Below are 25559 nucleotides of genomic sequence, written 5' to 3'. Positions count from 1 at the left end.
GGAGGACCGAGCCGAGCGACACCAGGACGGGGACATGAGCCAGGACGCGGGGCGGGCTGCGGACGAGCCAGGCAACGAGGCCGACGGCGACGCCGCCGGCCAGGTGCTCGCCGAGGAACCGGCCGGGGCGCATGCCGAGGACGAGGCGCCACGCAGCGTCGGCGCGCGGGTCTTCGACCTGGTCCGCGAGACCACCCTGGTGCTGGTCCTCGCGCTCGTGCTGTCCTCCCTCGTCAAGACCTTCCTCATCCAGCCGTTCTGGATCCCGTCCGACTCCATGAACGACACGCTGATCCGGGACGACCGGGTCGTGGTGAGCAAGCTGACCCCCGGCCCCTTCGACCTGGCTCGCGGCGACGTGGTCGTCTTCGAGGACCCCGGGCAGTGGCTGGGCGACCTCGTCCCGGTGCCCAAGGACGAGGGCGCCGTGGGCAAGCTCAAGGACGGGCTGTCCTGGGTGGGCATCCTGCCCAGCCAGGAGGACAACCACCTCATCAAGCGGGTCGTCGGCCTGCCCGGCGACCACGTGCGCTGCTGCGCCGTCGACGGCCGGCTCGAGGTCAACGGCACCGCCGTCACCGAGCCCTATCTCTTCCCGGGCGACAAGCCCAGCACGATCCCGTTCGACATCCGCGTGCCCGACGGGAAGCTGTGGGTCATGGGCGATCATCGCTCGAACTCCCGCGACAGCCGCTACAACGACACCGGCCCCGACACCCCCGAGGGCGCACCCGGGCTGCCGGCGACGGACGAGCCCGGCGACGTGAAAGACCACACCGGCTTCTACGGCAGCGTCCCGGTCGACCGGGTCGTCGGCAAGGCGCTCGCCGTGGTCTGGCCGCTGGGCCGGGTGACCGGATTAGGGGGTGGCGAGGCGTTCTCCGCGGTTCCCGCGCCGACCCCGCAGGTCAAGGGCGAATCGCCGAGCTCCGGGTCCGTGCCGGCGGGCACCCCATGACCCAGGCCTACGCCCCGGGCCGTCCCGCCGGAGCGACGCGGGCGGGCGCCTCGCCACGCCGTACCGCTCCCGTCCGCAACACCGCGCCCTCGCTGCGCGTCGAACGGGCGCTGCAGCGCGCCGGCTACCCGGTGCTCGCGGGCATGGACGAGGTCGGCCGCGGCGCGCTCGCCGGGCCGGTCACGGTGGGCGTCGTGTGCATCGACGAGACCTGCCGGTCCGCACCCACGGGAGTGCGCGACTCCAAGCTGCTCACCCCTGCCCGGCGGGAGGCCCTCGTGCGCCCCGTGCGGCGCTGGGCCCTCGCGTGGGGGGTGGGCCACGCGAGCCCGGCCGAGATCGACGAGGTCGGCATCATGGCGGCCCTGCGGCTCGCCGGCCGCCGGGCGCTCGCGGCCGCGGGGATCGTGCCCGACCTGGTCATCCTCGACGGCAATCACGACTGGCTGAGCGACCCCGCCGAGATGGGCCTGCTCGGCCTGCTGGCCGAGACCGGCGATGAGCCCACCGCGCCCCGTGAGCCGCCGGTGCCCCCGGTCCAGACCAAGATCAAGGCCGACATGAGCTGCTCGTCCGTGGCCGCCGCCAGCGTGCTCGCCAAGGTCGAGCGGGACGCCCTCATGGTCGGGCACGCGCCGGCCTATCCGGCGTACCAGTGGGAGATCAACAAGGGCTACGCCGCGCCCGGGCACCGCGCCGCGCTGCTGGCCCACGGCCCGTGTGAGCTGCACCGACGGTCCTGGAACCTGACCTGCCGGGAGTCGGTGTCCGAGGCGCCCGCCACCATGGGCCATGATGTCAGCCAGGAGGTGTGGGTCGATGGGTGCTGAGGACCTGGAGAAGTACGAGACCGAGATGGAGCTGCAGCTCTATCGCGAGTACCGCGACGTGGTGGGCCTGTTCAGCCATGTCGTGGAGACCGAGCGGCGCTTCTACCTGTGCAACTCCGTCGACGTGAAGGTCCGCAGCGACGGCGGCGAGGTCTACTTCGACGTGTCGATGTCGGATGCCTGGGTGTGGGACGTCTACCGGCCCGCGCGGTTCGTCAAGAACGTGCGGGTCGTGACGTTCAAGGACGTCAACATCGAGGAGCTGGCCAAGTCCGATCTCGAGGTGCCGGAGAACGACGAATTCGGTCGGTGAGTCCGCGTCGGAGCCCGCGTGGGAGCCGGAGGCTGAGGCGGCCCACCGGGCGCGCTCAGGCGACCGGTACGCCGAGGTGGGGGCGCGGCGTCTTTGATTCCGGGCCGTCGAAGTGCCACCACTCGCCGGCGTAGATCGGCAGGCCGCCCGCGGCCATGGCCTCGCGGAGCAGGGTGCGGTGGGCGAGCTGGGTGGGGGATAGGCCGGCGGTCGCGTACGCCGTCGCCCGCGGGGTGAAGTCGTCGAACTCGGTGCCCATGTCGTAGAGGCGACCGGTCGCGGCGTCGGCCAGCGTGACGTCCACCGAGCGGGCGGCCTCGTGGCTGGTGGCGTTCGATCCGGGGCGGGCCACCCAGGCCGGGTCGGGGTAGACCTCCCAGAGGCGGACCTGCGCGTCGTGCGGGCGGTAGCAGTCGAGGAACACCAGCACCGCCCCGGCCGACCGCAGGCGTCGGGCGGCCTCGACCAGTCCCGGGCGCATGGCTTCGTGGACCAGGCAGCGCGCGCCCGTGGGGTAGATCTGGACCCTGGTGAAGTTGTTGGCCGTGGCGTAGCGCAGGTCGATGACCGCGTCCGGGACGATCGAGCGCACGTCCAGCAGGCCGGCGGCCGTGGCCGCGGGCGACAGCGGCGGGACCGTCGGGGTCGAGGCGCTGGGCGACGTGGTGGTCGGGGCGGTCGGAGTGGACGACGTGCTCGGGGTCGTGGACGCGCCGGGCGTCGTCGCCGTGGTCGAGGTCGCAGGCGTGGCGGGGGTCGCTGAGGGCGCCGGACCTGCGGAGCCCGCCAGGCTGGCCCCCAGACCCACGGCCACGGCTGCGGCCGCGCGGGCGATGGTGACCCGCGCCGGTCCTCGGGATCCTCGCGCCCAGCACGCCCCGTTTCTCACGGCACCCATTGTCCACACCCCCGGTGGTGATCTGCGCCGTCCACAGGGCAGCGGCCGCCCCAGCGGAGCGGCGGCCGCGGCGGAGGATCCTCGGCGGCATGACGAACAGCCGCCGGCGCGCCCCCGAACAGACCGGACTGCCGGTGGACCGGCGGCGCCAGGCACTGGGGGCGTACGGCGAGCGGGCCGCGGCCGACTACCTGACCGGTCAGGGGCTGCAGATCCTGGACCGGAATTGGCGCCGGCGGGAGGGCGAGCTGGACATCGTGGCCCGCGATGGTGACTGCCTGGTGGTGTGCGAGGTCAAGACCCGGCGCACCCTGGCGTACGGGTCGCCGCTGGAGGCGGTGACCTGGCGCAAGCTGGCGCGGCTGCGGAGGCTCGCGGGCTGGTGGATCCAGGATCATCCGGAGCTGACCGGGGCCACCCGCTCGATGCGGGTGGACGTCGTGGGGGTCGTGCTGCCCTACGACGGGCCGACGCAGATCGATCACCTCGTGGGGGTGCTGTCGTGAGTCTGGGCCGCACCAAATCCGTCGTGCTCGTCGGGATGGAGGGCGCGCCCGTCGAGGTGGAGGCGGACGCGGCGCTGGGGCTGCCGACGTTCCTCATCGTCGGGCTGCCGGACGCGGCGTGCCGCCAGGCCGCCGACCGGATCCGGTCCGCGGCGGCGAACTCCGCACTGCGACTGCCCGATCGCCGGTTCGTCGTCAACCTGTCCCCGGCGTCGCTGCCGAAGTCGGGGGCGGCCCTCGACCTGGCCATCGGGATGGCGGCGCTCGTGGCGGCCGGCGAGATCGGGTCGGCTGAGGTCGCCCCGGTCGTGCACATCGGGGAGCTGGGGCTGGACGGCTCGGTGCGACCGGTGCCGGGGGTCCTGCCGCTGGTCCTCGCCGCCGCCCGGCACGGCGCGCGGACCGTCGTGGTGCCCGCGGCCAATGTCCTGGAGGCGGAGCTGGTCCCGGGTGTCGAGGTGCTCCCGGCGCACAGTCTCGCCCAGGTGCGAGCGCTCCACGAGGCGCGCCGTACCGGCCGCCCCGCGCCGGTCTGGGAGCGCCCGGGCGTCAACTCGACCACCTCGCCCACCAGTGGACGACCCGAGAACCCGGTCCCGGACCTCGCCGACGTCGTGGGGCAGGAGGAGGCGCGGCTGGCCGTGGAGGTGGCGGCCGCGGGAGGTCATCACGTGTTCCTGCTCGGGCCCCCGGGGGCAGGCAAGACGATGCTCGCGGAGCGGCTCCCGTCGATCCTGCCGCGGCTCACCAGGGAGGAGGCCCTGGCCGTGACCTCGATCCAGTCGATCCTCGGGGCGCTCCCGCCAGGCGTGCTCGTCGAGCGCCCACCGTTCGTCGCCCCGCACCACGGCGCCTCGATGGCGGCGGTCATCGGTGGCGGGAGCGGCGCGGTGCGGCCGGGCCTCATCTCGCAGGCGCACTGCGGCGTGTTGTTCCTGGACGAGGCTCCCGAGTTTCGTCCGCAGGTGCTGCAGGCGCTGCGGCAACCCCTGGAGTCGGGGACCGTCGTGGTCGCCCGCGCCCGGGCGTCGGTGCGCTATCCCGCCCGATTCCAGCTGGTCATGGCCGCCAACCCGTGCCCGTGCGGGAAGGGGCACGGCAAGGGCCGGGACTGTTCGTGTGCCCCGCGGGCCCGCCGCGAATACCTGGCCCGGCTGGCCGGCCCGCTGCTCGACCGGGTGGACGTGCAGCTCCAGGTTCCGGCGATCTCGCTGGCGGCGCTGGCCGGCGGCGCCGGCGAGTCGAGCGCGACGACGGCGGCCCGGGTCGCCGCGGCGCGGCGACGGCAACGGGAGCGCTATCTCGGCACGCCGTGGACCCTGAATGCCCAGGTCCCGGGCGCGGCGCTGCGCCGGGGACGGTGGTCCGTGGCGGCCGCCGCGCGCGTGGACCTGGACCGGGCCATGGACCGCGGCGCGCTGACCCTGCGCGGGTACGACCGGGTGCTGCGGCTCGCCCGGACGCTGCGCGACCTGGCCGACGGCGAGGCGGTGACCCGCGACGACATCGGGACGGCGCTCACGCTGCGATCCCGAGAGGCGGTGGCGGCATGACGGGGTCGACCGCCGGGATGGACGGGACAGCGAGTACGGCCGGGTGCGCCGGATCGGCCGAGGCCGAGCGGCGGGCGCGCTGCGCCTGGAGCCGGTTGGCTGAGCCCGGGGATCCCGTCGCGGCCAAGCTCGTCGCGGCGTACGGCGTCGTGGGCGCCCTCGACCGCCTTCCGCACCTGTCCGAGGGATCGGCTTCGGGGCGGTTCGGGGCGCGACTGGCCGGCCTCGATGTCGACCGGGACCTGGCCCGCGGCCACGACATCGGCGCGCGGTTCGTTGTGCCGGGCGATCCCGACTGGCCCGCCGGCGTCGATGACCTGCCGATTCCCCCGCTCGGGTTGTGGGTGCGCGGGCCCGTGTCGGTGGGAGCCGCGAGCGCCCGCAGCGTGGCGATCGTGGGGGCGCGGGCGGCGACGGCGTACGGCGAGGGGATGGCGGCGCAGCTCGCGGCGGGGCTGGGCTCCCGCGGGTACGCCGTGGTGAGCGGGGCCGCCTTCGGCGTCGACGCCGCCGGGCATCGGGGAGCCCTGGGCGTCGAGGCGGCCACGATCGCAGTGCTGGCTGGTGGCGTCGACCGCCCGTACCCCGCCGCCCACGCCCGTCTGCTGGAGGAGATCGCCCGCGTCGGCGCGGTCATCAGCGAGGCACCCCCGGGTGCCGCACCGATGAAGCAGCGCTTTCTCCTGCGCAACCGACTCATCGCCGCGATGACCCAGGGCACGGTCGTGGTGGAGGCCGGGCTGCGATCCGGCTCCCGCAATACGGCCGGCACGGCGGCCGAGCTGTGTCGGGTGGTGATGGCCGTGCCGGGTCCGGTCACGTCGATGTCCTCGGCCGGGTGCCACGAGATGATCCGGGCGGGGCTGGCGACCCTCGTCACGGACGTCGACGAGGTGGCCGAGATGCTCGGCGTCATGGGCGACGATCTGGTCCCGGCGCGACGCGGGCCGGCCCGCCGGACCGACGGTCTGGACGACGTGGCCCGCCGAGTCCAGGACGCCCTGCCCTCCCGCTCGGGGAGCCCGGTCGCGCGGCTCGCGCAGATCGCCGGACTGGGCGAGCGGGACGTCCGGGCGGCGCTGGGGCGCCTGGAGCTGGACGGGCTCGCCGTCCGCGACGGCGTCGGCTGGCGCCGGATCGCCGGCTGACCGAATCGGACGAGCGACCCAGTCCGCGGGCCACGGAATCCCGCGGGTTGATCGTGAACTGTGTTGTCCACCAAGAAGATTCACGTTCCGAACCGGATGGTGAGATTCCCGCCGACGCGTCCGGCGCGGGCGCTTGTGCCGAAGGCCGTCCTGGGCGACGTTGGAGCAGTGAGCGAGGCGCAGATCGTGCAGCCGGGGGACGGCCCGCCGGCGCCCTGGGCGGAACAGGTGGCCGACTTCTGTCGGTACCTGGCCCTGGCTGCCAACGCCTCGCCGCACACGGTCCGCGCCTACCGTGCGGACCTGCGCTCGCTGGCCGAATTCGCCTGGCGACATGACGTCCTCACGCCCGACGCGGTGTCGGTGCGGGTGCTCCGGGCGTGGCTCGGCGAACAGTCCGGCCAGGGGGCGGCCCGCGGCACGATCGCCCGGCGGGCGGCGTCCGCCAGGGCCTTCTACACGTGGGCGCGTCGGACCGGGCTGGTCGAGGTCAACCCCGCCGAGCGCCTGGCCGCCCCCAAGCGCCACCGCACCCTGCCCGGGGTCCTGAAGGTGGACCAGGCCGGCGCCCTGCTCGACCTGGCCGAGGTCGCGGCCGACGACAACGACCCCCTGCACCTGCGCGACCTGGCGATGCTCGAGCTCCTCTATGGGTCGGGCATCCGGGTGGGGGAGTTGACCGGACTCGACGTCGACGACATCGACCTCGACCAGCGACTCGCCCGCGTGCTGGGCAAGGGCGGCAAGCAGCGCACCGTGCCGTTCGGCGTGCCCGCCAGGGCCGCGGTGGCCGACTGGCTCCGCCGCGGTCGGCCCCGACTCGCCGCGCCGGCGTCCGGGCCCGCGGCGTTCCTGGGGCGGCGCGGCGGCCGCATCGACCAACGGGAGGTCCGCCGGGTGGTGCACGCGCTGCTCGCCCACCTGCCGGACGCCCCGGACCTCGGCCCGCACGGGCTGCGCCACAGCGCCGCCACCCATCTGCTCGAAGGCGGGGCCGACCTGCGCTCGGTGCAGGAGCTGCTGGGGCACGCGAGCCTCGGCACCACCCAGATCTACACGCACGTCTCGCCCGAGCGGTTGAGGAGGTCCTATGAGCAAGCCCACCCCCGGGCCTGACCGCGACCGTCCCGACCTGCTCCGGGCCGTCCGGCGGCTCGGGCCGTGGACCACGGGGAAGGCGCTCGCGACGACCTCGGCGGGCCTCGTGCTCGTCTCCGTGCTGGCGTCCGCCGTGGGGTGGGGGCGCACCGAGCCCGCGCTGGCCGGTATGTCGAACCCCGCGACGTCTACCTCGGTGGCGGCGCCCAGCACCGCGCCCGTATCCCCGTCGGCGAGCACCACCGCACCGGCAGCCACCAGCAGCGCCGGGCTCGCCAGCCGCCCGGCGACATCGGCGACCGCCGTCCCCACCAGGGGCGCCGGCACCACCCGCGTGCTCACCGTCCCGGGGTCGGACTCGGCGGCCCGGGGGCGCACGGTCCGCTACACCGTCGAGGTCGAGGACGGGGCGGGGGTGGACGAGGCGAACTACGCGCACGTGGTCCACGACGTCCTGACCGACCGCCGCGGCTGGGAGACCCAGGACAACGTGCACTTCGTCAACGTCTCACCCGAGCAGGCCGCCGCCGGCGAGCACGTCGACGTCCGCGTCACCCTCGCCAGCCCCGACACCGTCGACGAGATGTGTGCGCCGATGGACACGGAGGGCCAGGTCAGCTGCAACAACGGCGAACGCGTGGCGCTGAACTCGCTGCGCTGGACCCAGGGCGTGCCGTACTACCCCGACGATCTGCTGCATTACCGGATCTATCTCGTCAGCCACGAGGTCGGGCACGCCATCGGCCACGACCACGAGACGTGTGCCGGCCCGGGCCGGCCCGCGCCGGTGATGCTCCAGCAGACGCTCGGCCTGGACGGTTGCACGCGCTATCCCTGGCCCGTGCCGGGCCAGGAGCCCTGACCACGCCCGGCCAGGCGCGTGACCGCTCCCCGAAAGGGGCGTTAACCGGCCGGGTTGGGTCAGCGCATCGGCAGCAGGATCGGTGGGGCGGCGTCGAGAAGCCGCAGCGGGTCGACGTACGTCTCGCCCCGCCGCGCGCCCCAATGCAGGCAGGTCGGGGTGGGGCAGTCATGCCCCGCCTCCACCGTGCCGATGATCTGACCTGCGGAAACGGTGGTCCCCTGGGTCAGGGTGGAGAGCACCGGCTCGTACGTCGAGCGGATCCCGCCCGCGTGGTCGATCGAGAGAACCGGCCGTCCCGTCACCATGCCCCTAAACGCCACCACCCCGGCGGCGGGGGAGCGGACCGCCGCACCCGGCGCGGCCCGCAGGTCCACGCCCCGGTGGCCCGGCAGCCACGGTTGGGCCGGTGCGTCGAAGGCTCGGACCACGGCGGGGCGCGGTGTCAGTGGCCACGCCCACCGCCCGGTCTCTGCCGGACGGGCCGACGGCGCGGCCGTCTCGGGCGGCGCGTCGATCGGGTGGACCGCAGCGAGCTCGCCCGCCGGGATGCGGGCCGAGGCAGGAGCCGGGACAGGATCGGCCGCCGGCGGGCGCGTCACGGCCCAGGCCGCCGGGCCCGCGAGCAGCAGCGCGCCGGCCAAGACCAGAGCGGGCGCGTGGGGCATGCCGTCAGCCTGCGTGCGACGTACGGTGTCGCGGGCGAACCCGTCGCCCGCCTGTGGAACGCCGGCGACCGGGACCGGGGTGTGGACGAACCCGCCGCGCTCTCACCGCTCCGGCCTACCCATCAGGCCGCTGCGTCAGGCCGCTGCGTCAGGCTTCTGCGCGGAGCGCCCCCAGCCGGCGGATCCCCTCCCGGAGCACGTCCTCGCGCTTGCAGTACGCGAACCGCACCAGCCCGGGCGCCACCGACGGGTCGTCGCAGAAGGCCGAGACGGGGATCGCCGCCACCCCGACGCGCGCGGGCAGCTCGCGACAGAACGCCTCCGCGCCGCCGCCGCCGACGGGTCCGGCGTCCGCGAGCAGAAAGTAGGTGCCCTGGCCGCCGAGCGGCGCCAAGCCCACCGCAGCCAGCCCCTCGGCCAGCAGATCCCGGCGGCGCCGCAGGCTGGCGGTGAGCTCGGCGTACGCGTCGTCCGGCTGACCCAGGCCCACCGCGACGGCGGGCTGGAAGGGGGCACCGCCGGTGAAGGAGAGGTACTGCTTGACCGCCGCCACGGCCGCCACCGCCGCCGCCGGGCCCGTCAGCCAGCCCACCTTCCAGCCCGTGACCGAGAACGTCTTGCCCGCCGAGGAGATCGTCAGCACGCGCTCGGCCAGACCGGCCAGGGTCGGATCGGTGCGCGCGAGGGCGGCGAGGGGCACGTGCGGCACGTCGTACGTCAGGTGCTCGTACACCTCGTCGCAGATCACCCAGCAGCCCGCCGCCAGCGCGACGGCCCCGATGGCCGCCAGCTCGGCGGGGGAGAACACCTTCCCGGTCGGGTTGTGCGGGCTGTTCAGCACGATGGCCCGGGTCCGCGGCCCGACGGCCGCGCGCAGGGCGTCGACGTCGAGTTCGAGCCCCGGAAAGGCGAGCGAGACCGTACGCCGGGTGGCGCCGGCCATCGCGACCGCGGCCGCGTAGGCGTCATAGGACGGCTGAATGAGGACCACCTCGTCCCCCGGCTCGCACAGCGCCAGCAGCGTCACGGCCATGGCCTCGGTGGCGCCGGCGGTGACCAGCACCTCCTCGTCGGGGTCGACGGCCAACCCGTAAAACCGCTCCTGGTGCGCGGCGATGGCCGCGCGCAGCACGGGGGCGCCGACCAGCGGCGGGTACTGGTTCTCGCCCGCCTCGATCGCGGCCACCGCGGCCGCGAGCACCGGCGCCGGGCCATCCTGGTCCGGGAACCCCTGGCCCAGGTTGACCGCGTCGTGCTCGACCGCGAGCCGGCTCATCATGGTGAAGACCGTCGTCCCGAACTCGCGCATCCGCCCCACCAGCACCGGCTCCATGTCGGTGAGATTAGGCGATTGGGTGCGCGGGCGGCCCACCCCGTACGATGGGGGCACCGCCACGGCTCGCCGGGGTGGAATTCGCGTGCCCACTCACCCGTCTGACGAGGACACCCTCCGAAACGGGGGCGCAGCGCCGCAGTCCGGTCGCCCGACCAGCGTGTTCACCTCCGTGTTTCACGATAGGGCCCCGGTGGCGCCGCGTCGGGGGCACCAGGGGCACCGCCGCACCCCCGCGGTCGGCGCCGACAACTGGAACCAACGAGAGGCAGACCTCGGCATGGCCGTCGTCACCATGCGCCAGCTCCTGGAGAGCGGCGTCCACTTCGGGCACCAGACCCGTCGCTGGAACCCGAAGATGAAGCGCTTCATCATGGCGGAGCGCAACGGGATCTACATCATCGACCTGCAGCAGTCGCTGACCTACATCAACGACGCGTACGAGTTCGTCAAGCAGACCGTGGCCCACGGCGGCTCGGTGCTGTTCGTCGGCACGAAGAAGCAGGCCCAGGAGCCGATTGCCGAGCAGGCCACTCGCGTGGGGATGCCCTACGTCAACCAGCGGTGGCTCGGCGGCATGCTCACCAACTTCAACACCGTGCACAAGCGCCTGTCGCGGCTCAAGGAGCTCGAGGAGATCGACTTCGACGACGTGGCCGGCAGCGGGCGCACCAAGAAGGAGCTGCTCGTCCTGCGTCGCGAGAAGGAGAAGCTCGAGCGCACGCTCGGCGGCATCCGAGACATGAACCGGGTGCCCTCGGCGGTGTGGATCGTCGACACCAAGAAGGAGCACCTGGCGGTCACCGAGGCGCGCAAGCTCCGACTGCCGGTCATCGCGATCCTCGACACCAACTGCGACCCGGACGAGGTCGACTACAAGATCCCGGGCAACGACGACGCGATCCGCTCCGTCACGCTGCTCACCCGCGTCATTGCCGACGCCGTGGCCGACGGTCTCATGACCCGCAGCCAGGTCCGCGCCGGCGAGGGCGAGGGGGCCCCCGTGGCCGACGAGCCGATGGCCGAGTGGGAGCGCGAGTTGCTCGCCGGTGAGCAGGCGGCGGCCGCGACCGACGTCGAGACGGGCCCGACGTCGGTGGCCGAGGCCGCCGACGAGACCGCAACCGCGGACGTGGTCGACCCGGCCGAGGAGGCCGCCGTCGCCGAGGCCACCGAGGCCGCCGCGGCGGAGGTCGCCGGAGTGGACCCGGTCGCGGCCAACGCGCCCGCCGTCGACGCCGCGATGGCGTCGGACGACGCCGCGGCGCAGGGCTGACCCGCGCCGCTTCAGACCTTCCGCATCGAACAGATAGGGAAATCGCATGGCGAACTACACCGCCGCTGACATCAAGGCGCTCCGCGAGGCCACGGGCGCCGGGATGATGGACGTCAAGAAGGCCCTCGAGGAGGCCGACGGCGACGCCGCCAAGGCCACCGAGATCCTGCGCGTCAAGGGCCTCAAGGGGGTCACCAAGCGCGAGGGTCGCTCCGCGAGCAACGGCCTGGTCACCGCCAAGGTCGACGGAGGCGTCGGCACCCTCGTCGAGGTCAACTGCGAGACGGACTTCGTCGCCAAGGGCGCCAAGTTCATCGAGCTCGCCGACAGCGTGCTGCAGGCCGCCGTCGCCAGCGGCGCCAAGAGCACCGACGAGCTGCTCGCGGCGACGATCGACGGCAAGCCCGTCAAGGAGGTCCTCGACGACGCCAACGCGACCATCGGGGAAAAGATCGAGGTGCGCCACATGGCGCGCGTCGAGGGCCCGAAGGTCGTCAGCTACCTGCACAAGACCAGTCCCGACCTGCCCGCCCAGATCGGCGTCCTGCTCGGCTACGAGGGCGACGACGCGGCGGCCAAGGACGTGGCGATGCACATCGCGGCGTTCTCCCCGACCGTGCTGACGCGCGAGGAGATCCCGGCCGAGACGGTCGAGAACGAGCGGCGGATCGCCGAGGCGACGGCCCGCGAGGAGGGCAAGCCGGAGCCGGCGCTGCCCAAGATCGTCGAGGGTCGCGTCAACGGCTTCTTCGCGGAGAACGTGCTGCTGGAGCAGAAGTTCGCCAAGGACCAGAAGAAGACCGTGCAGCAGGTGCTCAAGGACGCGGGCGCGCAGGCCACCGGCTTCGCCCGGCTGCGCGTCGGCCAGGGCAGCTGACCGGCCGCACCGGCCCAGGTCCAGCGCCACGACGGGAGCCCGTCACCCGGCAGGGTGACGGGCTCCCGTCGTCGTGCGGTGGCACCCGCCCTCGTCAGGCCGCTTTTCGCGGTCGGTGGCGGTTATGCGAGGATTCCACCGACCCCGGTTGGCCCCATGAGGAGGCTTTGTGACGAACCCGAGCAGCACCGACATCAGCGAGATCCCCTCCGCACCGCGCTACCGCCGGGTCCTGCTGAAGCTGTCCGGGGAGGCGTTCGGCGGGGGCGCCATCGGCGTGGATCCCGACATCGTCAAGGGCATCGCCCGGCAGATCGCCGACGCCGCGAAGACCGGGGTCGAGGTCGCCATCGTCGTCGGCGGCGGCAACTTCTTCCGCGGCGCCGAACTGCAGCAACGCGGCATGGACCGGGCGCGGGCCGACTACATCGGCATGCTGGGCACCGTGATGAACTGCCTCGCCCTGCAGGACTTCCTGGAGAAGCAGGGCATCGACACGCGGGTCCAGACGGCGATCACGATGGGCCAGGTCGCGGAGCCCTATATCCCGCGGCGGGCCATGCGGCACCTGGAGAAGGGCCGCATCGTGATCTTCGGGGCCGGCGCCGGCATGCCGTACTTCTCCACGGACACCGTCTCCGCCCAGCGCGCCCTGGAATGCCGCTGCGACGCCGTCCTCATGAGCAAGAACGGCGTCGACGGGGTCTACGACGCCGACCCCCGCAAGAACCCCGACGCGCACAAGCTGGACCGGGTGACCTACTCCGACGCGCTCAGCCAGGGCCTCAAGGTCGTCGACGCGGCGGCATTCAGCCTCTGCATGGAGAACAAGCTCCCCATGATCGTCTTCGGCATGAAGGGGGAGGACACGATCCGCCGCGCGCTGCAGGGCGAGCTGATCGGCACCGAGGTGTACGCCGGCTGAGCGGGCCCCGGCCATCGCAATCTCTGACACGATGAGCCCCAGGCCCGCGTGCGGCGGGGGTCGGCCCGGTCACCTGGTCCACCGTACGGCGGACCAGGTGACCGGCCGAGGAAGGACGACGAGGAGCAGCCATGCTGGACGAGACGATGTTCGAGGCCGAGGAGAAGATGGAGAAGGCCGTCGAGGTCGCGAAGGAGGACTTCGCGGGGATCCGGACCGGCCGAGCCAACGCCGGGATGTTCACCAAGCTCCTCGTCGACTACTACGGCGCACCCACCCCCCTGCAGCAGCTGGCCAGCTTCCACACCCCGGAGGCGCGCACCATGCTCATCACCCCGTTCGACAAGGGGTCGATGCACAACATCGAGAAGGCGATTCGGGACTCCGACCTCGGGGTCAACCCGAGCAACGATGGCAATGCCATCCGGTGCGTCCTGCCCGAGCTCACCCAGGAACGGCGCAAGGACTACATCAAGATGGCGCACCGCAAGGGTGAGGACGCCAAGGTCTCCATCCGCAACATCCGGCGCCACGCCAAGGACGCCATCGACAAGCTCATCAAGGACGGCGGCATCGGCGAGGACCAGGGAGTGCGCAGCGAGAAGGAACTCGACGCCCTCACCAAGAAGCACACCGACCTCGTCGACACCCTGCTCAAGGGCAAGGAATCCGAGCTCCTCGAGGTGTGAGGACGCGACCCGGACGCCACGACACGCCACGACGCGAACCCTGTCCTCGATGACCCAGGCGCACCCGGCGCCCGCGAAGGCGCCCAAAGCCGGCCGCAACCTGCCCGTCGCGATCGGGGTCGGGTTGTTCCTCGGCGCGCTCATCCTCGCCAGCCTGTTCCTCGTGCGATGGGGCTGGGTCCTGCTCTACACGGTCGCCCTGCTGGTCGGCGTGTTCGAGCTGCGCCGCGGCTTCGCCGAGGGCAAGGTGAAGCTGCCGTACATCCCGTGCCTCATCGCCACCGCCGTCATGGGTCCGGCCGCCTTCCTCGGCGGCGCGGGCGCCCTGCTGCTCACCATGGCCGGCACCCTGCTCCTGTTGGTCCTGTGGCGCGCGGCCGGCGGTCTCGACGGCGCCGCTCGAGACGTCAGCGCCGGAGCGTTCACCGTCGGCTACGTCCCCTTCCAGGCCGCGTTCACAGCGCTCATGCTGCACGACGCCGCCAACGGCCCCACCCGCGTCCTCGTCTTCGTGATGATCACGATCGCCAGCGACATCGGCGGGTACGCCGTCGGAGTGCTCGCCGGCAATCACCCCATGGCACCCTCGGTCAGTCCCAAGAAGTCCTGGGAAGGGTTCGCCGGTTCGACCGCCACGTGCGTAGCCGTGGGCGCGATCGCCGTCCCGGCGATGCTCGGCGGTACGTGGTGGGCCGGCGCCGTCATGGGCTTCGTCGTGGTCTGGCTCGCCACGCTGGGCGACCTCGTCGAATCCATGATCAAGCGCGACCTCGGCGTCAAGGACCTCGGCCGGATCCTGCCCGGCCACGGCGGCATCCTCGACCGGATCGACAGCCTGCTCGTGGTCGCGCCGATGGCGTGGCTCATGTTCACCCACCTGCTGCCCCCGAGCTGACGGGCGCTCCTCGTCAGTCCTTGGGCTTATCGGTGGCCTTCCTCGGACTCCGCTGCGGGCGCCCCCTCGCTGCGCTCGGGGCCACCCTCCGCTGCGTCCTTCGTCAGTCCTCTTCGACCAGGGCGGTCAGGGCCGCCGGCACGTGGATCTCGATGCCCTCCGACGACTGGCGCGTCAACTGCTCCCACTGGTCCAGGCGGGGCCCCCGCGCCCAGTAGACCTCCGGGCTAATCCCCGGGTCCGCGTCGTCAAAGCCGTTCCGGGTGAACGCCGCCATCGGCCCCAACGCCATGATCGACTCCAACCCGTCGATCGTGCGATAGGCCAGATGCTGCCCATCGGGCACCGCGACGGCCACCCCCCGACGGACATCCACCCCGGGTTCGAGAAACGCCAACACGCTGGGCAGGACCAACGCCAAACTCGACGTCGCCGACCCCCGCCCGTGCGCGAAACAGAACCGGAGCCCGTCCTGGGCCTTGACCTCCCGGCGATGCAGCCCCGGCCCCACCAGGCCACGCAACTGCTCGCGCCCCAGGTCGACCAGGTCGCTCGGCGATCCCAGCCGGCTCACCTGCTCGGTGGGCGGCAGCATCACCCGGTCTCCCAGATCGAGGGTCAGCACCTCCACCACCCCGGGCGCCACGGCCCGCAGGTGCGGCAACCCCTCCACCGTCGGCAGCGAGTCGACCGACACCAGCCGAAGCCGCAGACCGTCCCGCAGCGCGGCATCCCCCCGCGCCCGCCGGTCGTCCACCCCCTGGCCGTCGGCGTCGTCGCGATCCGCCGAGCGGTCGCCGGCATCGCGCGGGTCACCGGAACCGCCCGAGGCGAAGGCCCGGCGCAGGAAGTCCCGCAGGCCCATGGCATCCCCTCTCGATGGCGCCCACAATAGGCGTCGCCGACCCGGGCTGACAGACTGGGAGCACCATGAGCTCGACCGCCAGCCCCGCCCGCCGCCCCGAACCAGGCCAGCTGACCTTCTCCGCCCCGGCCCGCACGATGCCGCCGACGCACCTCGCCGATCTGGACATGCCCGGCCGCAAGGCGGCGGTGGAGGCCCTCGGCCAGCCAGGCTTTCGCGCCAGGCAGCTGTCCACCCACTACTTCGCCCACCTGAGCATCGACCCCGCGGCGATGACGGATCTGCCGAAGGCCGGCCGCGCCGACCTGGTCGAGGCGATGCTCCCGCCCCTCCTCACGCCCGTGCGCACGCTGTCCGCCGACGACGGCGCGACCCTCAAGCTCGTCTGGCGACTCCACGACGGCGCCCTCATCGAATCGGTCCTCATGCGCTACCCGCAGCGCGTCACGATGTGCATCTCCAGCCAGGCCGGCTGCGGCATGAACTGCCCGTTCTGCGCGACCGGGCAGGAGGGATTCACCCGCAACCTGTCCACCGCCGAGATCGTCGAGCAGGTCGTCGCCGGGGCGCGCCTCCTGCGCGAAGGTCAGGTCGGTGGGGGCGGCCGAGGGGAGGTCGACGGCGAGGGCGACACGGCCGCCGCGCTGCGGGTCAGCAACGTCGTCTTCATGGGAATGGGCGAGGCGCTGGTCAACTACACCCGCGCCATCGCCGCGATCCGCCGGCTGGTGGCGCCACCCCCCGACGGGCTCGGCATGTCGGCCCGCGGACTCACGATGTCGACCGTCGGGCTCGTGCCGGGCATCGATCGACTCGCCGGCGAGGGCATTCCCGTCACGCTCGCGCTGTCGCTGCACGCCCCGGACGACGAGCTGCGCGACACGCTCGTGCCGATCAACGTGCGCTATCCCGTCGACGCCGCTCTGGACGCGGCCCGCCGCTACTTCGACGCCACGGGCCGCCGGGTCAGCATCGAGTACGCCCTCATCCGCGACATCAACGACCAGGCCTGGCGCGCCGACCTACTGGGCGAGAAGCTCGCCGCTCGCGGCGCCGGCTGGGTGCACGTCAACCCCATCCCGCTCAACCCCACCCCCGGGTCCCGCTGGACCGCCTCGCGTCCGGGGGTCGAGCAGCAGTTCGTCGAGCGGCTCCGCGCGCACGGCATCACGACCACCGTGCGGGACACCCGCGGCAGCGAGATCGACGGGGCGTGCGGTCAGTTGGCGGCGACGACCGCCTGAGTCGCGCCGGTCGCCGGAGTCGGATCGGACGTCGTACGGCGTACCCGGGCACCGCCGGAGCCGATCAGCACCCCCGCGATGACGAGGACGGCGCCCACCAGTTCCGCCGCGGCCGGCCGCTCACCCAAGGCCAGCGCCGCCACGCTCATCCCCACCACCGGAACCAGCATCGAGAACGGGGCCACGACCCCGGCCGGGTGGCGGGCCAGCAGCCACGTCCACAGCCCCGACCCCACGACCGTCGCCAGGAGCACCGTGTAGAGCAGCCCCAGCCACGCGGGCAGCGCCGCGGCGGTGCCGGCGGCGCGCAGCGCGACGCCGATGCGCGCCGGACCCTCGACGGCCAGCGACAGCGCGAGCATCGGTAGCGGCGGCACGACCGACATCCACAGGGCCAGGCGCAGGGGCTGCGCCGGCGCGGCCTGCCGGCTGGCGAGGTTCCCGAAGGCCCACCCCAGTGCCCCGGCGAGCACCAGCACGAACGGCCACGGCGAGGCGGTCGCGGCGCGGGCCATCCCGACCACGCCGAGCCCGGCGACGGCCACCGCGACGCCCACCCCTTGGCGGCGGCGCACCGGCTCCGCCAGCAGTAGGGCGCCCAGCACCAGCGTGAAGGGCCCCGAGGCCTGCAACACCAGGGACGCCAGCCCGGCCGGCATCCCGGCTGCCATACCCGTGTAGAGGAACGCGAACTGGGCGACGCCGAAGCCGAGTCCGTAGCCGAGCAGCCAGCGGGCCGGCACCAGCGAGCCATCGGCACGGGTGGGGCGAGGGACGAAGAGGAGCGTCGGCACCGCGAGCAAGGCGAACCGGATCGCGGCGCACAGCAACGGGGGGAATGTCTGCAGCGAGGCGTGGATGGCCGTGAAGTTGACGCCCCACAGGATCGTGACGACGGCGGCGAGCAGGCGGTGGCGGGTCGACATGACCCGAGCATGACTGACCGGGATTAGTCAGCACCAGTTCATTGTGATATCGGTGAAGTGAAGCTGCACTTCACTGTGCTTCACTGGTCGGATGGAGGTCCGGCACCTGGAGTTGCTCCGCGAGCTGCGCGATCGAGGCACCCTGGCCGCCGTGGCCCGGGCCACCCATCGCACCCCCTCCGCGGTGAGCCAGCAGCTCAAGGCGGCCGAACGAGCCGCCCACACCCGCCTGGTCGAGCCGGCCGGACGTGGGCTGCGGCTCACCGAGGCGGGCCACCTCCTGGCGGACCGGGCCGTCGAGGTGGCGACCCTGCTGGCGCACCGACGCGCAGCTGTCGGACCTGCACACCGAGCCCGTCGGCACCGTCCGCATCGCCGGCCTGCCGAGCGCGCTGGAGGCGCTGTTGCCGACCGTCCTCACGCGGCTCGCGGAGGAGGACTCCGGGCGCAACCTCCGTGTCGAGCTGGCCGAGGAGGACGTCGCCGAGCACGCCTTCGCCGCCCTGTCTGCCGACCACGACATCGTCGTTGCGCACACCCTGGATCCGTCGCTGGCCGCCAGTGGCGAGGCCACCGCCAACGCCACCGGCAACGCCACGCAAGACCGGGCCCGCGGGCGCGGCCGGCCGGCCAAGCCCGCCGGGCTCGTGCGACACACCCTGGCTCGGGAAAGCCTCGACGTCGCGCTGCCCGCCGGCCACCGCCTGGCGCGGCGGGCCGCCCTGCGCGCCGTCCACCTGGTCGGCGAGCCCTGGATCGGGGTGCCGGAGGGCTATCCATTCGACCGGGTGCGGCGTGGCGTGGAGGCCGCCACGGGGTACACGATCGAGCCCGTCATCCGGCTGCGCGACAACCACCTGGTCGCCGCGCTCGTGAGCGCCGGGCACGGCATCGCGGTCCTGCCGCGGTTCACGACTCCGCCCCGGTCGGGACTCGTGACGCTGCCGCTGCTCGACGTACCGTCCCGGCGGTTCGTCGTCGCCCTGGTGCGGCCCGATCGTGCCGAACGCGCCGCGGTGCGCGTGGTTCTCGCCCTCCTGGCCGACGCCGGTCGGAGGGCCGAGGCGCGCCATGCTGAGGCGGGTGGACCCCGCCGGGGCTAGGCTGGCCGCCTCCCCGCGCGCCCGCCGGCGCCCGCTGGCGCTCGCCGACTGATCACCCAGGAGGTCGCCATGACCGTGTCCACTTCCCAGCCCAGTTCGACGACGGCCCCGGCGGCGGCCCCCCGTCCGGCGTCCTTCGACGCGGTGGAGCGCGAGCTGCGCACGATCCTCGGCGAGGCCCAGGTCAAGACGAGGCCCCTGGACCTGGCCCGGATGAGCCACGACGCCAGCCACTTCCTGCTGCGGCCCCAGGCGGTGGTCGTCGCGCGGAACGGCGACGACGTCGCCTCGGCGCTGCGGGTGGCCACGCGGCACGGCGTACCCGTCACATTCCGCTCCGGCGGGACCAGCCTGTCCGGCCAGGCCGGCACCGACGGGGTGCTCATCGACACCCGGATGAACTTCCGCGGCATCCACGTCCTCGACGACGGCGCCCGAGTCCGCTGCCAGCCCGGCGCGACCATCCGGGCCGTCAACGCACGCCTCGCGCCGCATCGGCTCGCCCTCGGCCCCGACCCCGCCTCCGAGATCGCCTGCACCGTCGGCGGGGTGGTCGCCAACAACAGCTCGGGCATGGCCTGCGGGACGACCGCGAACACCTACCAGACCCTGGACGGCCTGCGGTTCGCGCTGCTCAGCGGGACGGTCGTCGACACCAGCGAGGCCGATGCGGACGCGCGTTTCAAGCACGACGAGCCCGCGCTGTGGGAGGGGATCGCGCGGCTGCGGGATCGGATCCGCGGCAACGACGACTCGGTACGCCGCATCCGGCACCAGTTCTCGATGAAGAACACGATGGGCTACGGGCTCAACAGCTTCCTCGACCACGACGAGCCGGCGCAGATCCTGGCCCACCTCATGGTCGGCTCCGAGGGCACGCTCGGCTTCATCATCGCGGCCACCTTCCGCACCGTCCCCGTCTACCCCCACGCGGCCACCGCCCTGCTCGTCTTCGACGCGATCTCGCACGCGACCGACGCGCTGCCGGCCCTCATCGACGCCGGCGCCCGCACCGCCGAGCTCATGGACGCCGCGAGCCTGCGGGTCGCCCAGGCGGGCGCCAAGGTGGTGCCCCAACTGGTCGGACTGGACGTCCGGGCACACACGGCGCTGCTCGTGGAGCTGCAGGAGGAGCAGCACGACGCGCTCGCGGAGCGCCTAGCGAGCGTCGAGCCGCTCGTGCGCGGGCTCGGTGGGCTGGCCGCCCCCGGCGTCTTCACCACCGACCCCGGCGAGCGCGCCACGGCGTGGCACGTCCGCAAGGGGCTCTACACCGCCGTCGCCGGCGCCCGGCCCACCGGCACGACCGCCATGCTGGAGGACCTCGTCGTGCCGATGCCGGCGCTGACCGACACGGTGCGCAATCTGGCCGACCTGTGTGCCCGCCACCGCTACGAGGAATCGGTGATCTTCGGGCACGCCCGCGACGCGAATCTGCACTTCATGATCACCGCCGATCTCGCCGACCCCACCCAGGTCGACCGCTTCGCCGCGTTCACCGAGGACATGGTCGACCTCGTGCTGGACGCGAATGGCTCGCTGAAGGCCGAGCACGGCACCGGGCGAATCATGGCGCCGTACGTGCGGCGCCAGTACGGCGACGAGCTGTACGCCGTGATGGTCGAGCTCAAGGCCCTGCTCGACCCGGGCGGCACGCTGAACCCGGGCGTCATCATCTCCGACGATGCGACGGCGCACCTGAAGAACCTGAAGGTCAGCGCTCCGGTGGGGGTGCCGCCCGAGGAGGCCCCCAACGTCGACAAGTGCGTCGAGTGCGGCTACTGCGAGCCGGTGTGCCCGAGTCGCGACGTCACGACGACCCCGCGGCAGCGGATCGCGCTCATGCGCGACATGGCCTCGGCCGGCGAGGCGGAGCGGGCGGCGATCGCCAAGGACTTCGGGTACGACGCGGTGGACACCTGCGCCGTGGACTCGCTGTGCCTGCTCAACTGCCCCGTCGCCATCGACACGGGCAAGCTCATGAAGACCCAGCGCGCGGCCCGGCAGAACGCCACGAGCGAGGAGGTCGGCCGGCTGCTGGCCGTGAACTGGGGCAAGGCCCTCACCCTGCTGCGCGGGGGAGTGGGCATCGCGGACGCCGTACCGCCCGCGGTCCTGACCGGCGCCACCGGCGCCGCCCGCACCGTGCTGCCCACCGACCTCGTCCCGCTCGTGGGTGACGACCTGCCCGGACCGGGGGTGAGCCGCCGTACGGCGTCGCGGCACGAGCCCGGCGACGTGGTGCTGTTCCCGTCCTGCATGGGCGAGCTGTTCGGACCCGCCGGCGAGGGGGTGCTGGGCCGAAAGCCGATGGGCGGGGCCGCGTTCGCGTTCCTCACGCTGTGCGACCGCGCCGGGGTGGCGGTGACGCTGCCGCGCGGGGTCGAGGAGCGCTGCTGCGGCACGGTCTGGCGCAGCAAGGGCATGCGGCAGGGGCTGCATGCGATGGCGGTGCGGACGGCGCGGACGCTGCTGGAGGCCAGCGACGAGGGCCGCCTGCCGGTGGTGACGGAGGCCAGCTCGTGCAGCCATGGCCTGCACGAGCTGGTCGAGGACCTGCGGCACGCCGGGGAGGGCCCGCTCGCGGATCGACTCGCGAGCGTCCGGACCATGGACGCCGTACGGTATGTCGCCGATCATGTGCTGGACAAGCTGACGACCCGGCGGACGCTCTACTCGATGGTGGTCCACCCGACCTGCTCGGATCGGCACGCGGGCGACGTCGAGGCCCTCGTGGCGGTGGCGAATCGGTGCGCCACGACCGTCGTGGTCCCCACCGACGCCGGGTGCTGCGGCTTCGCCGGCGACCGCGGGATGTTGCACCCGGAACTGACGGCGGCCGCCACGCGGGCCGAAGCCCGCGAGGCGACCACGCGTCCGTACGACGCCTACGTCTCGACCAACCGCACCTGCGAGATCGGGATGACCCGGGCGACCGGGCACACCTACCGGCACGTGCTGGAGGTCCTGGAGGAGGTCACGCGGTAGCGGCGCCCGCCTTGCGCGCGTGGCTGAAGCCGAGCAGGGCCAGCAGCAACAGGACGGCGCCCCCGATGAAGGCGACGACGGAGGCGATGCGGGCGATGGTCCCGATGGTGCCGAACGCGTACGCCGTGAGGAGCATGCTGCGCAGGGCGTCACCCTGGAAGAGCGACTGCTTCAGCTCCAGCAGCTTCTTGGCCTCGTCGGCCTTCGCCGGGTCCTTGGCGGCCGCGGACTGGGCGCTGCTGACCTCGCTGTAGGTCTTGCCGGCGGAGGACTTGTTCATGTGGGCGAGGGTGTAGTGGTCGGCGTACGCCTTGGCGGCCGGACCGTTGTCGAGCGGCTGGCCGGCGAAGGGGCGCAGCTCGGCCTTGTCGGAATCCTTTTCGAGGCTGTCGATCGCCTGTCCCTGTGGCATCGTGATGCGCTGGGCCGAGAGCTGATCCGAGACCGTGCCGCTCGCGAAGTTGGCCGCCCAGGTCAGCAGACCACCCGCGATGAGCAGAACAATTGCCAAGATCGCTCCGGTGCTGGAGAGCAAAAGGTCGAGGGTCTTCCGTGGCATGGGTGGCTCCTGGGGTCTGACCCGGCGGGTAATCCGGGGTTCACCCTTAAAGTGCAATATTCAACTACGGAACTCGCCAGGACTTTCGTCCCGGAATTGTTCGCGCGTTGTGCGCAACGGACTGGGCTGGGTTGATGCGGGGCGGCCGACCGGCCGCACGGGCCAACTCGTTTCCGTCCTGTGTCGATTTCGTGATCGAGGCCGGCCGCGAGATTTGTGACAATAAGGGCGACCGTGGGGGAACTGCGGTCCGTGAGCCACGACGCCGTCCGCCGACTGTAGGGGGTTGGCGACGCCGGCGGCGTGAGCGCCGAGCGCGATGGGCCTCGGCGTGCACAGGGGAAGCGCCGGCGCGGGATTGTAGGGGTCCCGCGCCGGCGCGGCTGTGGCGAACCGCCAGGCACCCGTCACCTCGCGAGACACCGACATCGTGGGGTGAACGCCCATCCGTCGCCCGGAGCGACCGTCCGCCGAAACGAGCGTCCCTGGGACAAATTGGTGGCGCGCATCACAGGACGCTCGCGACGGGCTCCGACATCATTCCCCCATGACTACCGGCGCATACGCACAAGTCCACGCCTCAAGTGCCTCGGATCCGGCCGGCTTTTGGAGCCAGGCGGCCGAGGTCGTCGATTGGATCAAGAAGCCGACGATCGTCCTTGACGACTCCCGCCCGCCGTTCTATCGGTGGTTCGCCGACGGGACGCTCAACACCTGTTACAACGCGCTCGACCGCCACGTCATCAACGGACGGGGCGAGCAGGTCGCGGTCTACTACGAGAGCCCGGTCACCGGCACCTCCGCGCAATACACCTACGCTGAGGTGCTGGAGAAGGTCGCCAAGTTCGCCGGCGTCCTGCGCTCGCTGGGCGTCGAGAAGGGCGACCGCGTCGTCATCTACATGCCGATGGTCCCCGAGGCCCTCATGGCGATGCTCGCGTGCGCCCGCATCGGCGCGATCCACTCCGTGGTCTTCGGCGGATTCGCCCCCGCGGAGCTGGCCGCGCGCATCGAGGACGCGACCCCGAAGGTCATCATCGCGGCGAGCTGTGGCATCGAGCCCAGTCGCGTCATCCCCTACAAGCCGTTCCTCGACCAGGCCATCGAGCGCAGCTCGCACAAGCCGGACCACGTGGTCATGCTGCAGCGCGAGCAGAGCCCCGCCGAGATGGGCGAGCGGGACCTCGACTTCACCGAGCTGATGAACAGTGACGCCATCGAGCCGGCCGAATGCGTCGAGGTGGCCGCCACCGACCCGCTGTACATCCTCTACACCTCCGGCACCACGGGGAAGCCCAAGGGCATCGTGCGCGACAACGGCGGGCACGCGGTCGCCATGGCATGGTCGCTGCCGAACCTGTACGGCGTAGGCGCGGGCGAGACGTTCTGGGCGGCCAGCGACGTCGGATGGGTCGTCGGCCACAGCTACATCGTCTACTCGCCGCTGCTGGCCGGCGCCTCGACGGTCATGTATGAGGGCAAGCCCGTCGGCACCCCGGACGCCTCGGCGTTCTGGCGGGTCATCGAGAAGTGCAAGGTCGCCTCGCTGTTCACGGCGCCCACCGCGTTCCGGGCCATCAAGAAGGAGGACCCGGAGGCCAAGCTGCTGGAGGGCCACGACATCAGCAGCATGCGGCGGCTGTTCCTGGCCGGCGAGCGGCTCGACCCCGACACCTACCACTGGGCGCACAACATCCTCGGCGTACCGGTCATCGACAACTGGTGGCAGACCGAGACCGGCTGGCCGATCGCCACCAACCCGGTCGGCGTCGAGGAGCTGCCGGTCAAGCCGGGCTCGCCCTCCGTGCCGACCGTGGGCTACGACGTCCAGGTGCTCGACGAAAAGGGCGATCAGGTCCCGGCCGGCACCGAGGGCTCGATCGCGATCAAGCTGCCCATGCCCCCCGGCACGCTGCCGACGCTGTGGCAGGACGACGCGCGCTACGTCAGCAGCTACCTGTCGGCGTACGAGGGCTATTACCTCACCGGTGACGGCGGTTACATCGACGAGGACGGCTACATCTACGTCATGGGCCGCACCGACGACGTGCTCAACGTCGCCGGTCACCGCCTGTCCACCGGTGCCATCGAGGCGGCCCTGGCCGGTCACCCGCAGGTCGCCGAGTGCGCCGTCATCGGCGTCGCCGACCAGATGAAGGGCCAGGTGCCGCGCGCGTTCGTCGTCGTGAAGTCGGGCGTCGACGTCACGGATCCGGCGGTGGCGGAGAAGCTGAAGTCCGAGCTCGTCCAGCGGGTCCGCGACGAGGTCGGCGCGGTGGCCGCGCTGAAGATGGTCGACGTGGTCATGGCGCTGCCGAAGACGCGGTCCGGCAAGATCCTGCGCAAGACCATGCGCCAGATCGCGGACGGCCAGGAGGCGCAGGTCCCCAGCACGATCGAGGACGCGAGCGTTCTCGACAAGCTGCGCCCGGTCTTGCGGCCGGGGCAGGGCACGGTCGAGTGACGCGGTAACGCGCGCCGCCCACCGGGCGGGGGGAGGGCCGGTACGACGAGTCGTCGTACCGGCCCTTCAATGTCCCCGGAGCCGTCAGTGGCCGCCCTCGGAGTGGAACCGCACCCGCTTCTCCCCGCCGCGGATCGGCGCCGCGATGCGGTTCTGCGGCGGCGGGACCGGGCAGGAGTAGAAGTAGCTTAACCCGCACGGCGGGATGAACGCCCGGTTGAAGTCGAGCGTCAGGTGACCGCCCTCGGGGGGCAGCGGCAACTTCAGGAAGCGCCCCGGCGCGTAGCTCTCGGAGCCGGTGGTGCCGTCGGCGAAGACGATCACCAGGAGCCCGGAGTCGGCGAACGCCAGCAGCTCGTAGTCCAGCGCAGGACCTCCGGCTCGTCGTTGCCCAGCAACGGCGCCAGCAACTCCCGGGCGTAGTCCGCGAAGGCCTCCGAGGAATACCAGCCCAGCAACAGCCGGGACGGCCCGACCTCCTGCAGCACCCGCACGGACACCGCCCGGGCGCTCGTGGCGGCGATGAGCGCGGCCTGCCGCGCCTCGGCCAACGTCACGCCGATGCCCCCGACGTCGCGCTG

Annotated in this window: 24 protein-coding genes and 1 pseudogene; 17 read left to right on the top strand and 8 right to left on the bottom strand. The window is 72.7% G+C overall.

The genetic code is table 11. The features are described from left to right. Positions 1–34 precede the first annotated feature (34 nt). The 3 genes from lepB to IPK37_00830 are packed head-to-tail and all read left to right on the top strand — an operon-like array spanning position 35 to position 2101. Positions 35–958, top strand: coding sequence for a signal peptidase I (gene lepB, locus IPK37_00840; GenBank protein QQS01079.1), 924 nt, complete (start codon positions 35–37; stop codon positions 956–958). Next, complete coding sequence (locus tag IPK37_00835) at positions 955–1788, top strand: ribonuclease HII (protein ID QQS01078.1); 834 nt, start codon at positions 955–957, stop codon at positions 1786–1788. Before lepB ends, IPK37_00835 begins: the two co-directional genes overlap by 4 nt. After that, positions 1778–2101, top strand: a complete 324-nt coding sequence (locus tag IPK37_00830) for a DUF2469 domain-containing protein (GenBank protein QQS01077.1) — start codon at positions 1778–1780, stop codon at positions 2099–2101. Before IPK37_00835 ends, IPK37_00830 begins: the two co-directional genes overlap by 11 nt. A 55-nt stretch (positions 2102–2156) precedes the next feature. Here IPK37_00830 and IPK37_00825 read toward each other — a convergent pair whose 3' ends face one another. Further along, positions 2157–2999, bottom strand: a complete 843-nt coding sequence (locus tag IPK37_00825) for a D-alanyl-D-alanine dipeptidase (GenBank protein ID QQS01076.1) — start codon at positions 2997–2999, stop codon at positions 2157–2159. A gap of 89 nt (positions 3000–3088) precedes the next feature. Here IPK37_00825 and IPK37_00820 point away from each other — a divergent pair, with 89 nt between their 5' ends. The 5 genes from IPK37_00820 to IPK37_00800 all read left to right on the top strand — a co-directional run bounded on the left by IPK37_00820 (position 3089) and on the right by IPK37_00800 (position 8166). Continuing rightward, a complete protein-coding gene (locus IPK37_00820) occupies positions 3089–3505 on the top strand; it encodes a YraN family protein (GenBank protein QQS01075.1) in 417 nt (138 codons plus the stop codon). Next, on the top strand, positions 3502–5058 hold the full coding sequence (locus tag IPK37_00815; protein QQS01074.1) for a YifB family Mg chelatase-like AAA ATPase: 1557 nt from the start codon (positions 3502–3504) through the stop codon (positions 5056–5058). Before IPK37_00820 ends, IPK37_00815 begins: the two co-directional genes overlap by 4 nt. Continuing rightward, complete coding sequence (gene dprA / locus IPK37_00810) at positions 5055–6206, top strand: DNA-protecting protein DprA (protein ID QQS01073.1); 1152 nt, start codon at positions 5055–5057, stop codon at positions 6204–6206. Before IPK37_00815 ends, dprA begins: the two co-directional genes overlap by 4 nt. Positions 6207–6302: 96 nt before the next feature. Beyond that, a complete protein-coding gene (locus IPK37_00805; GenBank protein QQS01072.1) occupies positions 6303–7322 on the top strand; it encodes a tyrosine recombinase XerC in 1020 nt (339 codons plus the stop codon). Between the two features lie 151 nt (positions 7323–7473). Beyond that, complete coding sequence (locus IPK37_00800) at positions 7474–8166, top strand: DUF3152 domain-containing protein (protein ID QQS02585.1); 693 nt, start codon at positions 7474–7476, stop codon at positions 8164–8166. A 59-nt stretch (positions 8167–8225) separates the two neighbouring features. Here the strand turns inward: IPK37_00800 and IPK37_00795 are convergent, their stop codons facing one another. Next, complete coding sequence (locus IPK37_00795) at positions 8226–8834, bottom strand: M23 family metallopeptidase (GenBank protein QQS01071.1); 609 nt, start codon at positions 8832–8834, stop codon at positions 8226–8228. Between the two features lie 148 nt (positions 8835–8982). Beyond that, on the bottom strand, positions 8983–10143 hold the full coding sequence (locus tag IPK37_00790) for an aminotransferase class I/II-fold pyridoxal phosphate-dependent enzyme (GenBank protein ID QQS02584.1): 1161 nt from the start codon (positions 10141–10143) through the stop codon (positions 8983–8985). A 304-nt stretch (positions 10144–10447) separates the two neighbouring features. On the opposite strand from IPK37_00790, the gene rpsB reads away from it, so the two are divergent. The 5 genes from rpsB to IPK37_00765 all read left to right on the top strand — a co-directional run bounded on the left by rpsB (position 10448) and on the right by IPK37_00765 (position 14829). Continuing rightward, a complete protein-coding gene (gene rpsB / locus IPK37_00785) occupies positions 10448–11443 on the top strand; it encodes a 30S ribosomal protein S2 (protein QQS01070.1) in 996 nt (331 codons plus the stop codon). Between the two features lie 46 nt (positions 11444–11489). Then, positions 11490–12320, top strand: coding sequence for an elongation factor Ts (locus IPK37_00780; protein ID QQS01069.1), 831 nt, complete (start codon positions 11490–11492; stop codon positions 12318–12320). A gap of 202 nt (positions 12321–12522) precedes the next feature. Continuing rightward, positions 12523–13245, top strand: a complete 723-nt coding sequence (locus IPK37_00775; GenBank protein QQS02583.1) for a UMP kinase — start codon at positions 12523–12525, stop codon at positions 13243–13245. A 131-nt stretch (positions 13246–13376) separates the two neighbouring features. Then, complete coding sequence (frr, locus tag IPK37_00770) at positions 13377–13934, top strand: ribosome recycling factor (protein ID QQS01068.1); 558 nt, start codon at positions 13377–13379, stop codon at positions 13932–13934. Positions 13935–13983: 49 nt separating this feature from the next. After that, a complete protein-coding gene (locus tag IPK37_00765) occupies positions 13984–14829 on the top strand; it encodes a phosphatidate cytidylyltransferase (protein ID QQS01067.1) in 846 nt (281 codons plus the stop codon). 103 nt (positions 14830–14932) lie between these two features. Here IPK37_00765 and IPK37_00760 read toward each other — a convergent pair whose 3' ends face one another. Further along, positions 14933–15694: a hypothetical protein gene (locus IPK37_00760; GenBank protein QQS01066.1), complete on the bottom strand. Its 762-nt coding sequence runs from the start codon at positions 15692–15694 to the stop codon at positions 14933–14935. Positions 15695–15759: 65 nt separating this feature from the next. Here IPK37_00760 and rlmN point away from each other — a divergent pair, with 65 nt between their 5' ends. Continuing rightward, positions 15760–16938, top strand: coding sequence for a 23S rRNA (adenine(2503)-C(2))-methyltransferase RlmN (gene rlmN, locus IPK37_00755; GenBank protein ID QQS01065.1), 1179 nt, complete (start codon positions 15760–15762; stop codon positions 16936–16938). On the opposite strand, the gene IPK37_00750 is transcribed toward rlmN, so the two are convergent. After that, on the bottom strand, positions 16914–17864 hold the full coding sequence (locus IPK37_00750) for an EamA family transporter (protein QQS01064.1): 951 nt from the start codon (positions 17862–17864) through the stop codon (positions 16914–16916). The genes rlmN and IPK37_00750 overlap by 25 nt on opposite strands. A gap of 91 nt (positions 17865–17955) precedes the next feature. Between IPK37_00750 and IPK37_00745 the strand changes: the two are divergent. Further along, positions 17956–18967: pseudogene (locus IPK37_00745) on the top strand (LysR family transcriptional regulator). Positions 18968–19036: 69 nt separating this feature from the next. Further along, the gene (locus IPK37_00740; GenBank protein ID QQS01063.1) at positions 19037–21955 is read left to right on the top strand and encodes an FAD-binding oxidoreductase; all 2919 of its coding nucleotides are present in this window, start codon (positions 19037–19039) and stop codon (positions 21953–21955) included. Here IPK37_00740 and IPK37_00735 read toward each other — a convergent pair. Beyond that, the gene (locus IPK37_00735; GenBank protein QQS01062.1) at positions 21945–22514 is read right to left on the bottom strand and encodes a hypothetical protein; all 570 of its coding nucleotides are present in this window, start codon (positions 22512–22514) and stop codon (positions 21945–21947) included. The two genes, IPK37_00740 and IPK37_00735, sit on opposite strands and share 11 nt — an antisense overlap. 547 nt (positions 22515–23061) lie before the next feature. On the opposite strand from IPK37_00735, the gene IPK37_00730 reads away from it, so the two are divergent. After that, positions 23062–24978: a propionyl-CoA synthetase gene (locus tag IPK37_00730; protein QQS01061.1), complete on the top strand. Its 1917-nt coding sequence runs from the start codon at positions 23062–23064 to the stop codon at positions 24976–24978. 84 nt (positions 24979–25062) lie between these two features. On the opposite strand, the gene IPK37_00725 is transcribed toward IPK37_00730, so the two are convergent. After that, positions 25063–25302: a DUF1684 domain-containing protein gene (locus IPK37_00725; protein ID QQS01060.1), complete on the bottom strand. Its 240-nt coding sequence runs from the start codon at positions 25300–25302 to the stop codon at positions 25063–25065. Further along, positions 25299–25535, bottom strand: a complete 237-nt coding sequence (locus tag IPK37_00720; GenBank protein ID QQS01059.1) for a hypothetical protein — start codon at positions 25533–25535, stop codon at positions 25299–25301. Before IPK37_00720 ends, IPK37_00725 begins: the two co-directional genes overlap by 4 nt. Between the last annotated feature and the right edge of the window lie 24 nt (positions 25536–25559).

The sequence above is a fragment of the Austwickia sp. genome (assembly GCA_016699675.1).
Taxonomy (GTDB): domain Bacteria; phylum Actinomycetota; class Actinomycetes; order Actinomycetales; family Dermatophilaceae; genus Austwickia.
This window is presented reverse-complemented; position numbering and strand designations above follow the sequence as displayed.